We start from the raw sequence: 12,022 nt of genomic DNA on the forward strand, positions 1-12,022 counted from the left end.
GGTAAGTTTGTGCGAGCGGGGTTACGTCCGCTCCTCGCCCAGGTGCGCAAGGAACTTCAGGCGAATCTGCAACGCCCGCTCGAGGTGCGCATAGACGAGACGGCGCGCCTGCTCGCCATCGCCAGCCTTGATGGCCGTGCAAATCTCAAGGTGTTCGAGCACCGCCTCTCTGGTCCGCTCGACGCTATAGCGTTCAACGCGCCGCAGTGCGAGCCCGCTCTGAGCGCGTAAGTTCTGGTAGGCCTGTCGCAGGCGCTGATTGTCGGCGCATTCGAACATGGCTTCGTGGAACGCCCAGCCAATGCTTTGCGCTTCGTCGACGTCGAGCGCCTGTTCTGCCGCGATCCCCTCGGCGAGCGCCTCCAGGCGCGCGGCTGTGTCATCAAGCGAAGCGCATGAGCCGCGGCGGGCTGCGAGGAATGCGGCCATTCCCTCCAGCGCAATCCGCATTTCATGGATTTCGCGCAGATCGCCTACCGACATCTCACGCACGAACGTGCCGCGCATCGGCACGATTTCGAGCAGGCCATCGCGCGCGAGCCATTTGACTGCCTCGCGAATTGGCGTGCGGCCAACCTGCAACCGCTCAGCAAGACTGCGTTCGGAAAGCGCTTCGCCGGGGCGAAGCGAGCCATTGACGATCAACGCGCGAAGGCGCTCGTATGGTTCGTCGGATTCACTGGTTTGCGTCTGGTTCATAGCTGGTATACCAGCATGACAAAAACTGGCCTGCAAGGCTTTTTTGATGTTTTTTGCATTCTTGTGACGGATCGCTTGGGGCCAGTGGCGACCCGGCGCAAAGCAGCCGCACGGTTGCGAGCCGCTTCGCTGTGGCTAAGTTTTGATTGCGAATGAAGTCGGAACCGCGTCTTGGCAGGACACTTGTCAGTATGGCGCGGAGGCGCGTGTGTTGGCGCCGTAGTCCGGCCAGGCGCCCATCGGCGCGCCCGCCTATTGACCCGCGTTCAAGTGATTGATAGGATGGGGCCACTTTCAAAACGCCCTCCCGGTTCGCCGGGAGGGCGTTTCGTTTTGGTTCCTACAATCCCAATGGAACCTTGGAATGAAAGCACCCGTTGAAATCCGCTCAGGATCTGACGCCAGCCTCGGATATGTGCAGTATGGCAATGGCCCTATTCGCGTCCTGGTCATGCATGACTGGCTCGGCGACCACTCCAGCTACGATGGAGTCATGCCCTGGCTCGATAGCCTCGCGTTCACATATGTTTTTGTCGATTTGCGTGGCTACGGGCAATCCATCGAATTGGCCGGCGAATTCACGATAGAGGAGATTGCCGCCGATTGCCTCTTGCTCGCCGACCAGCTCGGTTGGACGCGCTTCCACATAGTCGGCCACTCGATGACCGGGATGATCACACAACGCATCGCTGCAGACGCTCCGTCTCGCATCTCGAGTGCGATCGCCGTCTGTCCCGTTTCTGCTGCTGGAAATCGGTTGAGCCCCGAGGCTCGAGCTTTCTTTGCCAGCACGATAGAAGACGACGACGCGCTTCGCCGGCTGTTCAGATTCGTCACTGGGGGGCGGCTTTCCGATGGATGGGCTGATCGCAAGGTGCGGCAAAACCGCGACACGGTGGCGCCTGGCTGCCGGGAGCGATACCTCGAAATGCTGGTCACGGCTAACTTCGTCGATGACGTTCGGGGCCTTGAAACACCCTATTTGGTCATTGTCGGTGACAAGGATCCCGGGATCGATTCGGAGGCAATGGAGCGCACCTTTCTTGCGTGGCACCCGAATGCAGAACTGCACGTTATTCCTAACTGCGGTCATTACCCGATGCAGGAGTGCCCGCCATACTTTGCAACCGTTATCGAGAGCTTCTTGAAGCGCAAAGCTATTTGACCTGAATGGCCGAAGGCAAGCTGCGAGCGGACATATTCGGGCCCGGGCTCGACAATATTCGGCCGGCGGGGAGTTGCGCTTACTCCCCGTCAGGCTGATCTTAAGACCCGCCAACGCTACCAGTTCAGCAAAAGGGGAAGGTGGGCGCCTGGGCTGAACCGCTTTGACGAGAACTACCGTGCGCCATTGCACAAGAAATCGCGCTCGGCAGTCAATTCGATGCGATTGCGGCCGTGCTGTTTTGCCCGATAGAGCGCCTGATCGGCAAGCTCGATGATCCCGGCCGTGCTGACTCGCGGCGTATCGCTCACGGCAATTCCCACGCTAATCGTGACAAAGGGTCCCGTCGCGGTGTCATTGGGGATTTCAAGCAAGCGAAGTGCTTCCTGCATCGCGACGGCCACGACTCGTGCGCCGGTTTCGTCGGTCGAAGGCAGAATCGCCGCGAACTCCTCTCCACCGTAGCGGGCGAGCAGATCGCCGCTCCGAGGTAGCGCGGATTGAAGCACGCGCGCCACGGAGATCAGGCAACGGTCTCCTGCGGGATGGCCGTAGCGGTCGTTTAGGATCTTGAAGTAATCAATGTCGATCAGCAGCAGTGCAAGTGGATGCCGATTGTGAATGGCGCGATTCCATTCGAGTACTAACGTTTCGTCAAAGCGGCGGCGATTGGCCGTATGAGTCAATGCGTCGGTGAGTGCCATCTGCTGGAGGCGATCTCCCGCTTCATCAAGCTGGCGTTGCGCAAGGACGTAACGCAGTTGCAGCAGTATCGAACGGGTAACGTAGGCGATCAGAGCCGTCAATATCCCCACGATTGCCACGTAGAAGTGCCGGCCCGTAAGTGAGATGCTAAGCGCAAGCAAAGCCAGCGTATAGAACATCGGACTGACGTTCTCTATGAGCAACGATAGAGTGGGCTGGCGCGATACAGCCTTGGCTGCATCGCGTTGCGGATGCGGCATCACAATCGCAACAGCGAGGACGAGAAACGGCAGATCGACGAGTACGTCCATGCTGGAGGCCCCGCTGGACACCGCAACCCAACTGTTATATACCCAGGCCGTTACCGCATAGATCCACAGAAAGCAAAACAGGATCGCATAGAACCGGCGCTGCGGACCGCGCGGCTCGGCAAACAGACGTAAGCTCGCGGCAATCGCGAGGACGACGTTTTCGACGTTATAGGTCAGAACAAGGGTTGAAACTTCGGCTGGCGCGGGCGGGGCATCCGAAAACGGCATCACGGAAAAGATGCTGACGTACGCGAGGAAGCCGGCTAGCAGTGCCTGAGCTGCATCCATCCATACGAGGAAGGGAATGCGTTGTTTCGTTGAAGCCAAAGAGATGGCGAGTAGAACTGGCACGCCGTAGATGAAGAAGGAAAAATCGGAGAACCACGCGGCGCTTAGCGGAGCGTGTTGAAAAATGTCCTCCCATGCACTGAGGAACATACCGAATGTCCACAAAAACAGTCCGGCACTGAACAACACCCAGTGTGAGCGCGACTCGTCTCTCTCGGTGAAGGCTCGCCAGCATGAGCAGGCTAACGCTATCGACGGTGCCAGCAGTAAAAACGGATAGCTAACGGCTGTGGCCTGTGCGGAAAACGCCAGCATGCGTATCAAATGCAGGATCACGAAAGAGACAGCGAACAGCGCGAGATGTTTCAGTTTCGTTGATTGGCGCACGGTTCAGATCCCGGATCTCGGAAGGGCATACGGAAGTATTCAGAAAGCCAATTGCCAACTTGAAAACCGGACAGGTTTCTTGCGGCGGCAATTCGCCTCGCTCCCACATCATTATGCTAGTCGAGAGCGTGTCCTTGTTCGCGGATCAGGTCAATCAGCGCGCGCAATCGGGCAGGGATATGCCGCCGTCCAGCGAAGTAGAGCGACAGGCCTGGATAGGGCGGCGTCCAGTCCTCCAGTACGGACTCGAGCCGTCCTGACGAAATATGCTCCGTGACCGACGGCTCGGGAACATAGGCCAATCCGGCTCCTTCCAGCGCCGCCTCGAGGATCAGGCCGGACTCGTCGAGCGTCAGGGGGCCGGGCGCGTCAATCAACACAGCCTGACTCCGCTTTTCGAAGCCCCAACGGTAGAGTTTTCCCGTTGGCATGCGACCGCGAATACATCGATGCCGCATCAGGTCGGCCGGGACGGCGGGCCGATCGCGCCCCGCGAAGTAGGCGGGCGCTCCTACTACGACCGCGCGCATTGTCGATGTGATCGGGACGGCGATCATGTCGGGCGGCACCGTGTCGCCAAAACGGATGCCTGCATCGAAACCTTGGCCCAGTACGTCGACAAGCGCCTCCTCGGTGGCAATTTCCAGTTCGACGTGCGGGTGGCGCCTCATATAGTCGAGGAATAACGGCAGCAGCATCTGACTCGCAGCGCGGAACGTGTTGATGCGAAGCAGCCCCGATATCTCCGTGCTGCTTTCGCCCATATTTTCCAGTGCGCTATCAATCGCTGCGAGCGCTGGGGCGATTTCCGCTACGAATCGCTCACCTGCCTCGGTCAGCGCAACGCTGCGCGTTGTGCGATTGAACAGTCGCACGTCAAGGCGATTCTCCAGCTCGGCGATGGCGTGGCTGAGCGCCGACGAAGACACAGCCAGTTCCCGCGCAGCCGCACGAAATCCGCCACAGCGGGCCACTGCGGAAACCGCCTCAAGTTCGGCCAGGGTTGCCTTGCTCATTGATCGATTCTCCTCATCAGTATGTCCGGTTGCAGTATGGTTATCAGATCAAAGGGTAACGCACATAATGGCCTCCCGAACCAATAGAGGGAGCAATGTCATGCGTATCATCGACAAGATCTATATTGACGGTGCGTTTGTCACACCGCACGGCCACGAACGAGCGCCGCTTTTCAATCCTGCTACCGAAGAGCAGATCGGCGAGGTTCGCCTTGGCGATGCGGAAGACGTTAATGCTGCTGTTGCAGCGGCGAAGCGGGCTTTCCCGGCGATGGCGCGTACGACGCCCGCCGAGCGTGCCGCAATGCTGCGTCGCATCCGTGATGCGGTTGCGGCACGTGCCGACGCTCTCGCCGCAGCCATCGCCGAGGAATATGGCGCGCCACAAGATTTCATCGGTTTTGCGTTGCGCCACATCACCATGATCTTCGAGGACATGGCAAAGACTGTGGAGACCTACGACTTCCGCCGCACTGTCGGCAACGCTGAGGTCACGATGGAGCCGCTTGGCGTGGCTGCCGCCATTATTCCGTGGAATTACAACGTTCCGTTTATTGCGTCCAAGGTTGCCACTGCGCTGGCTGCAGGATCGACGATCGTGGTCAAGCCATCCGAGATGAGTGCGATCCAGACGCAGGTCATGTTGGAAGCGATGCACGAGGCCGGCCTGCCGGAGGGCGTATTCAACGCCGTCAACGGTTATGGCAATGTCGTAGGCGCCGCACTCAGCAACCATCCGGACGTCGCAAAAATCAGCTTCACCGGCTCGACCGCGACCGGGCGTGCGATCTTGACCGCTGCGGCGCAGACCTTCAAGCGGGTGACGCTGGAGTTGGGTGGCAAGAGTCCGCAAATCATCCTGCCGGATGCGGACCTCGACGCCGCGCTTCCTCTCGCGGTGGCTTATGGTTTCGCCAATAGCGGGCAGGCCTGTATCGCGGGAACCCGCATCCTCGCACCGCGCAGCCGGCTGGACGACATACTCGCCCGCTTAAAGGCGCTGGTCGGGAGCCTGGAAGTCGGTGCTTCGACCGAATCCAGGGTGCAGGTCGGCCCTATGGTGAGCGAGAAGCAGTGGCAGCGCATTCAGTCCTATATTCGCCTAGGCCAGGAGGAAGGCGCGACGCTGCTGATCGGCGGCGAGGGCAGGCCCGATGGGTTGGAACGCGGCTGGTTTGTGCGGCCGACAGTGTTCAGGGCGACCAACCAGATGCGGATCGCACGCGAGGAAATCTTCGGCCCGGTTCTGTGTGTCATTCCCTATACCGATGAGGAAGACGCGATTCGAATCGCCAACGACACGGACTACGGGCTGGCATCCTATGTGTTCTCGTCCGATGTCGATCGTGCAAAGCGGGTCGCTGCACGGCTTCAGACAGGACGGGTCACCATCAATTCTGCACCGTTCGAGCCGCTGGCCCCCTTTGGCGGCTGCAAGCAATCGGGCATCGGGCGCGAGAACGGCGCTTTCGGGCTCGATGCGTTTCTCGAACCGCGCGCAGTAGTGAGCTGACCAGCTTCTGCGCAGCGAGCGCAGGGAAAATGATGGGCGTGATTCAATCAGAAGTTTTGCTTCTGAGTACGGCGGCGATGGTGTCGGCAAGGCGGCGAATTGCTTCGTCCATGAGCTGAGGATCTGCGGTCGAAAAGCTCAGACGAAGATGCGACGAGCCATGTGCGTCATGGTGAAATTCCGAGCCGGGCACATACGCAACTCCGTTCTCAATCGCTGTGTCCAGCAGCGCTCGTGCATCTATCGGGACGCTTGGTTGTACCCATACAAAGAATCCGCCCTCTGGCGCGTTCCACCTCGCGTACGGAACCAGGTGTCTTCGCAATGCGTCGAGCATTGCATCGCGCCGCTCCTGGTATCGCCGTCGAACGCGCGCCACGTGCCCGTCTATCCCGCGCTTGAGCAGATTGACCACAATCTCCTGCGAGAGCGTGCTCGGTTGGAGATCGCTGCCTTGCCGCAGGAGCGTTAGCAGCGAGATAACGTTTGCCGGACCCACAATCCAGCCGACCCGAAGTCCCGGGGCAATGATCTTGGAAAATGAACCGATAAACAGTGTTCTTCCTGTATCGGGCGATGCGTTGCCGCAATCCATCTCGAGAAGTGTAGGCGGAAGGACTCGGTCCGAAAATCTGATCTCACGATACGGGCTGTCTTCAACCAGATACGTGGCACACCGGCGTGCAGTGGCCAGGAGCGTCGCGCGCTCGTCCACGCTGAGAATCTCGCCAGTGGGATTCTGGAAATCGGTCATGGCATAAATACACTTCGCGTCGCTCCCGCGCATCAAGTCATCTTGATCCGCGAGCGATGCGATTTTTGCGCCACGGGCTCGAAACACCTGCAATGCGCCGGGATAGGTGTTGGGCTGGACCAGTACGGAGTCTCCATCGTCTACGAGCAACTGGGTAATCAGGTCGATTGCCTGCTGGGCGCCCGCGGTCACAAGGATGTTCGACGCGTTACATGTGACACCCCGGTCGAGCATGTGCTGCGCTAAAAGCTCCAGCAGTTCCGGATTGCCCTGAGACTGGCCGTACTGCAAAGCGCGTGCGGCTGTGCCCGGATTGTCGAACACAACGCTTAACGCGCTGAAAATCTCGGCGGAAGGGAAGAGCGTGCTATCGGGTTGCCCTGGCCCCAACGAAATGAGGCCAGGCACGTCTTTGGCCAGTTGCTCGAGTTTCCGGATACCTGACGGTTCCAGACGGGTGGACAGGCGCGACAGCGGATTCGTGTGCGACATTATTTGGCCTCGCAGGGTTCGATTCTCGGCTTGCTTGAATTCTCTACAAGTTATCGTGACTCCATTTGTTATCGCGGCTGTCGGGCAAACTTTGTGATTAAAATCTGTTAAAAGTGAAAATGACCGATAAATTCGCAAGGAACCCCCGTGCTCGACGACCGCGACCGACGAATCCTCAGTGCTCTTGCGGGAAACAGCCGCATCAGCTTCCGTGAACTTGGCGAAGTGGCGAACCTGAGTGCCAACGCGACGGCCGAGCGGGTGCAACGACTGGTGGAAACCGGCGTGATTTCCAGGTTCTCGATCGAAATACCTGCGGTCGCGATGGGTCTCAGTCTGCAAGCCTTCATCGACGTACGCTTGCAGCCCGGAACTACCATGGCGGCCTTCGAGAAATCGATCCAGCGCATGGACAGTGTTCTTGAGGGTACGGTTCTTACGGGGACGTTCGACGCGAGACTTCGCGTGGCGTGTTCGGACCCGGAACACCTCAACCGGATAATCGAGGAATTGCGTAGTGCCTGCGGCATTCTGGAGACCAGTAGCGCGATCGTGTGCCGGCAATTGCAGTTGACTTCACATGGGCAAGGGGGGAGCCGGCTGCCGTTGAAATAGCAGATGGAGTTGGTCGATTGTTTCAAGCAATCCTGAGGGTTTCGTAGCGGGTCGAACTGAGCCGGTCGCTGTCGGGCTGGGTTCGGCCATGTGCGGTCGCTGGGTAGTACGATACCAGCCGCTTCAACGTCTCATCGCCTTCAACAACAGTCGCTCAAATCCCCCGACATGACCAGCCGCACTCTGCTATGTGGCTTTCTTGACATCGTCGCTCGACCGATTTGTCAGGATGGCGCCCGCGATAATGTCAAAAAGATGATCGGCCCGCGGCGCGAACGAGGGTTGGTCGACGAGCCAGCCGAGCGACGACATCAGGGCGAACAGGTCGACCCCATCCATATCGGCACGCGCCGTTCCCTCGGCCTGAGCACGGAGCAGTAGCCGCTCTCCCGCCGAGTGCACCGTTGCGCATGAAGCATAAAGCGCGGACTCCGGGTCTGAATGGGCGCTCACCATCAAGGCCACAACGCCACTGTAGCTGTGGACGAATGCTACCCCTTCGCGAAACCAGGACACGAGCGCTTCGCCCGGCGGACTCGACGTTTCGAGTTCGCGTGCCTTCTGTGTCAGCGCGTCCAGATTCGTACACAGCAACGCTTCGAACAGCGCTTCTCGCGTCGGGAAGTGACGCAGCAGTGTGGCCAGACCGACGTCGGCCCGGCGGGAGATGTCTCGCATTGACGCGTCCGCGCCATGCTCGGCGACGACGTCTCGCGCGACTGCAAGCAGGTGGCTGTAATTTTTTCTGGCATCGGCTCGCATGGGTTTCCTTGACAAATGGATCAGTGATCCATATATTGCCAATCGGGATGTGGATCACTGATCCACAAGATACAGCGGATTTGTCCGAATGGGAACAGAGACGCTGTCCGACACCACGAAAGGAGATGATGTCATGGGAAAGCTTGAGGGTAAGGTTGCGGTCATCACGGGCGGATCGAGCGGCATGGCGCTGGCGAGCGCGAAGCGGTTCGTTGAGGAAGGTGCGTACGTTTTCATCACGGGCCGGAGGCAGGAGGTGCTCGACGAGGCTGTCGAGCTGATTGGCCGGAACGTGACCGGCGTGCGCGGCGACGCGGCCAGTCTCGACGACCTCGATCGCCTGTTCGATACGGTCAAACGCGAAAAGGGCAAGATTGACATTCTGTACGCGAGCGCTGGCATTGGCGAATCCGTCCCACTAGGCGAGATTACCGAGCAGCACTTCGATGCAACCTTCGGCCTGAATGCGCGCGGCACGCTGTTCACGGTTCAGAAGGCGTTGCCGCTGTTCAACGATGGCGGATCGATCTTCATGACCGGGTCAGTTGCTTCGGTGAAAGGTTTTCCTGGTTACGGCGTGTACGCGGCGAGCAAGGCAGCGTTGCGCTCATTCGCACGCACCTGGCTTAACGAGCTGAAGGGCAGGAATATCCGGGTGAACGTGCTGAGCCCGGGGCCGATCGCCACACCGATGCAGGACCAGATTCTCGACGAACAGGCGAAGCAGATGTTCGAGTCCCTGATCCCGCGGGGAAAGATGGGTCGTCCTGAGGAAATTGCGGCGGCCGCGCTGTTTCTTGCTTCAGACGATTCGAGCTTCGTGAATGGGGTGGAGTTGTCGGTCGACGGCGGTTTCTCGGCCATCTGAAATCATGCCGAAAGGCGTGTAGCGGGGGCTTTTAGCTTGACAGAGACGATTCGGTATCCGCTGTTAAATATGTAATCCTAATTAATGGGCGGGGTTGATTTAGATGATTGTCCAGCGGGTGTTGTGACATGAGTCCGCGGTTGATCCCCCCTCGAATGGAGAGTTCGTATGAGCTATTCGATTATTGGCTTTGGCGCAATAGGTCAGGCCCTCGCCCGTGCGTTTGCACGAAAGAACATCAATGTGACCGTCGCCAGCCGGCGCCCGCCCGAGGCGTTGATGCAGCAGGCACGAGCGATCGGCCCCTCCGTTGTCCCCAGGACACGGCAGGAGGCAATCGAGTCCGACACGATCTTCCTCGCGGTTCCGTTCTGGGAACATCGCGAAGTCGCGAAGCAGATCGCGACCTGGCAGGGCAAGACGATTATCGATGCGACCAATGCTTACGGTGTTCCCGTTGCAGACCTGGGTGGTCTGCCGTCGTCCGCAGTGGTCGGCAAAGCGTTTACCGGCGCGAGGTTCGTCAAGGGCTTTAACCATTTGCCGGCTGCCGTTCTGGCCGCTGATCCAAACGTGAATGGCGGCAGCCGCGTGGTGTTTCTCTCGAGCGATGACGAAACCGCGGTGGCACCGGTCGCGGCGTTGGCCGAACAACTCGGTTTCGCGCCGGTTGCACTAGGACCGCTTAAGGATGGCGGTGCGCTGGTGCAGGCCAGGGGCAATAGCTGGGGTGAACTGATCTTTAAAGATCTCGTCAGGTTCAGGTAGCTGGTGACCCGAATGACGGCTCAGGATGGATCGCGGTCTGCCGCGGCAGGCTTGTAGTCGGCCAGGAGCTACCATTTTCTCGGACTCTTCAAACGTCTGTCTTAGCAGCTAAAGCGGACTATTCCCGAACTGCGGCAAATCGGGATACGTCTCGTTCGGGCTAGGCTTTCGAGAATCACCCCGGGAAAGCACCTATGTTCTTTTCCCATTTGTGCAAGACGGCTGAACTATTATTTTCCAGGTGAGTTAAACGAAGGAAGACAATTCAAAGGAGAAAGCCATGTTGCCTCCACGCCTTAGCGCCATAAAATCGCGGCTGGATACGTTATCAATGGACAGGAGGCTTGATCCAGAGTTGGAAGCCCTGCAGGCCGAACTGGGCGCGTTGGACGCTGTTCTGGTCGAAGCGGTCAATAGCAGTGAGATGATTCGTAACCTGGCCCGCGAGCGTTTGCCAACGGGCATGCAATTTCTAGGTCCGACCCCGGGAGTCTGCCCCGGGTGCGGACGTGCTTTGTAGCGCTCATTGCCATGCCAGCTCAATCGGCGTTTAGGGCCGCGCGTTGTGACGGTCGGAATGGCACTCCGAACGCTCCTCATCACATCTATTTTTATCCGGCGCCAGAATGGCAAGGCGATAAACCGAAAGATCAGCTCAAGGCACGCAACGAATTCGAAGACTTTACCGGTGTACTGAGATTTGCCTTTGAGAAGGATCCAACGGAACTCGATGGTCGTTTCGATATTGTCCTGTTGCTTGCACAGGGGACCTTTAGCCCGCAGAGCTTCAACCCGGAGGGACTCGATGATCTGGAGAACATGAGGGAAGCTATTGTGCGCAAAGCAGGCAACCGTCTACGTAACGCATATCTCGGAAATTATTTACTTGCTACAGCGATTGCCATTGTGCTGATCCTTCTTGTGGCCTTCTTCGCGATGCGCCGCGAGGACGACCCGGAAGTAAGAGTGTCGATTTATGCACTGCGAATGCTACTTTGCGGAGGAATGATTGGACTTTTGTTCTCGACGTTATCGCGCAATGTCACACCAACGTATGAAAACCTGATCACCCCAAAGGCTGACCTTGGGCCAGCGTGGGCAAAGCTTGTTTTCTACGGCATTTCGATCCTATTTTTTGGAATAGTGTTCGACCAGGGTTGGATTAAAGTGTCGGTCGGGGATAGTGATTTCTCAACGAAAGCTATCCATACGAATGTGCTCGCTGCGCTTGTCTTCGGAATTCTCCTCGGGGCAGCGGAGCGACTCTTGCCACCTAAGCTCTTCAAATTGTCTGAGAAACTCGTGAAAGGCTCAGACGGCAAATAATGGTCCGCAAACGGGAATCCCGGGCAACGTGCTATTTTCGACGCTCTGGATGCGACTCTGATCCTGGTCAAAGGCAATGGCCAGGCGCTCTCCGCTTGCCGTAGAGTGTTCCGGCAATCGAATGGCGTCGCTGATCCGACAGGCGAGAAATTCGCCTCCTGTCACACTATCGGCACGTAGCCGCCATTTTCGACCTTAACTCGCGAGACGTCGCGCTTATCCGGTTCTGTCACGAGGTCGTCCGTTGCCAAGCGTCCTATGTCCGTCGAAGAGCGGACGTTCACAAAGCTGCTTTTTGGGGGGGTCCGGGTCGACCTGAGCCGATCGCCGCCGGGCCGGGTTCGGCCATGAAC

At 58.5% G+C, this 12,022-nt stretch carries 11 protein-coding genes; 6 read left to right on the forward strand and 5 right to left on the reverse strand.

Going from position 1 to position 12,022, the window contains the following annotated elements; all coding sequences use genetic code 11:
• Positions 1-21: 21 nt before the first annotated feature.
• On the reverse strand, positions 22-699 hold the full coding sequence (locus FFS45_RS05010) for a GntR family transcriptional regulator (protein ID WP_137953605.1): 678 nt from the start codon (positions 697-699) through the stop codon (positions 22-24).
• 364 nt (positions 700-1,063) lie between these two features.
• Between FFS45_RS05010 and FFS45_RS05015 the strand changes: the two genes are divergently transcribed.
• Complete coding sequence (locus FFS45_RS05015) at positions 1,064-1,864, forward strand: alpha/beta hydrolase (RefSeq protein WP_137953606.1); 801 nt, start codon at positions 1,064-1,066, stop codon at positions 1,862-1,864.
• 173 nt (positions 1,865-2,037) lie between these two features.
• Here FFS45_RS05015 and FFS45_RS05020 read toward each other — a convergent pair whose 3' ends face one another.
• The gene (locus tag FFS45_RS05020) at positions 2,038-3,555 is read right to left on the reverse strand and encodes a diguanylate cyclase (RefSeq protein ID WP_137953607.1); all 1,518 of its coding nucleotides are present in this window, start codon (positions 3,553-3,555) and stop codon (positions 2,038-2,040) included.
• A gap of 116 nt (positions 3,556-3,671) precedes the next feature.
• Complete coding sequence (locus FFS45_RS05025; protein WP_137953608.1) at positions 3,672-4,571, reverse strand: LysR family transcriptional regulator; 900 nt, start codon at positions 4,569-4,571, stop codon at positions 3,672-3,674.
• Between the two features lie 100 nt (positions 4,572-4,671).
• On the opposite strand from FFS45_RS05025, the gene FFS45_RS05030 reads away from it, so the two are divergent.
• On the forward strand, positions 4,672-6,084 hold the full coding sequence (locus FFS45_RS05030) for an aldehyde dehydrogenase family protein (RefSeq protein ID WP_137953755.1): 1,413 nt from the start codon (positions 4,672-4,674) through the stop codon (positions 6,082-6,084).
• A gap of 43 nt (positions 6,085-6,127) precedes the next feature.
• Here FFS45_RS05030 and FFS45_RS05035 read toward each other — a convergent pair whose 3' ends face one another.
• Positions 6,128-7,330, reverse strand: coding sequence for a PLP-dependent aminotransferase family protein (locus FFS45_RS05035; RefSeq protein WP_137953609.1), 1,203 nt, complete (start codon positions 7,328-7,330; stop codon positions 6,128-6,130).
• 147 nt (positions 7,331-7,477) lie between these two features.
• Here FFS45_RS05035 and FFS45_RS05040 point away from each other — a divergent pair, with 147 nt between their 5' ends.
• Positions 7,478-7,945, forward strand: coding sequence for an Lrp/AsnC family transcriptional regulator (locus tag FFS45_RS05040; RefSeq protein WP_137953610.1), 468 nt, complete (start codon positions 7,478-7,480; stop codon positions 7,943-7,945).
• A 186-nt stretch (positions 7,946-8,131) separates the two neighbouring features.
• On the opposite strand, the gene FFS45_RS05045 is transcribed toward FFS45_RS05040, so the two are convergent.
• Positions 8,132-8,707, reverse strand: coding sequence for a TetR/AcrR family transcriptional regulator (locus FFS45_RS05045; protein WP_137953611.1), 576 nt, complete (start codon positions 8,705-8,707; stop codon positions 8,132-8,134).
• Positions 8,708-8,840: 133 nt separating this feature from the next.
• On the opposite strand from FFS45_RS05045, the gene FFS45_RS05050 reads away from it, so the two are divergent.
• From FFS45_RS05050 to FFS45_RS05060, 3 genes are all read left to right on the forward strand, one after another.
• A complete protein-coding gene (locus FFS45_RS05050) occupies positions 8,841-9,575 on the forward strand; it encodes an SDR family oxidoreductase (protein WP_137953612.1) in 735 nt (244 codons plus the stop codon).
• A gap of 168 nt (positions 9,576-9,743) precedes the next feature.
• Positions 9,744-10,343: an NADPH-dependent F420 reductase gene (locus FFS45_RS05055; RefSeq protein ID WP_137953613.1), complete on the forward strand. Its 600-nt coding sequence runs from the start codon at positions 9,744-9,746 to the stop codon at positions 10,341-10,343.
• A 531-nt stretch (positions 10,344-10,874) separates the two neighbouring features.
• A complete protein-coding gene (locus FFS45_RS05060; protein WP_137953614.1) occupies positions 10,875-11,669 on the forward strand; it encodes a hypothetical protein in 795 nt (264 codons plus the stop codon).
• Positions 11,670-12,022: the final 353 nt, after the last annotated feature.

Origin of the sequence: Burkholderia sp. 4M9327F10, assembly GCF_005503145.1 — a bacterium.
GTDB lineage: Bacteria > Pseudomonadota > Gammaproteobacteria > Burkholderiales > Burkholderiaceae > Paraburkholderia.

Excerpts from the sequence above, each read along its gene's own strand:
- FFS45_RS05045 (WP_137953611.1), bottom strand. The coding sequence starts at position 8,707 with ATGCGAGCCGATGCCAGAAAAAATTACAGCCACCTGCTTGCAGTCGCG.
- FFS45_RS05025 (WP_137953608.1), bottom strand. The coding sequence starts at position 4,571 with ATGAGCAAGGCAACCCTGGCCGAACTTGAGGCGGTTTCCGCAGTGGCC.
- FFS45_RS05060 (WP_137953614.1), top strand. The coding sequence starts at position 10,875 with ATGCCAGCTCAATCGGCGTTTAGGGCCGCGCGTTGTGACGGTCGGAAT.
- FFS45_RS05035 (WP_137953609.1), bottom strand. The coding sequence starts at position 7,330 with ATGTCGCACACGAATCCGCTGTCGCGCCTGTCCACCCGTCTGGAACCG.
- FFS45_RS05015 (WP_137953606.1), top strand. The coding sequence starts at position 1,064 with ATGAAAGCACCCGTTGAAATCCGCTCAGGATCTGACGCCAGCCTCGGA.
- FFS45_RS05030 (WP_137953755.1), top strand. The coding sequence starts at position 4,672 with ATGCGTATCATCGACAAGATCTATATTGACGGTGCGTTTGTCACACCG.
- FFS45_RS05055 (WP_137953613.1), top strand. The coding sequence starts at position 9,744 with ATGAGCTATTCGATTATTGGCTTTGGCGCAATAGGTCAGGCCCTCGCC.
- FFS45_RS05010 (WP_137953605.1), bottom strand. The coding sequence starts at position 699 with ATGAACCAGACGCAAACCAGTGAATCCGACGAACCATACGAGCGCCTT.
- FFS45_RS05050 (WP_137953612.1), top strand. The coding sequence starts at position 8,841 with ATGGGAAAGCTTGAGGGTAAGGTTGCGGTCATCACGGGCGGATCGAGC.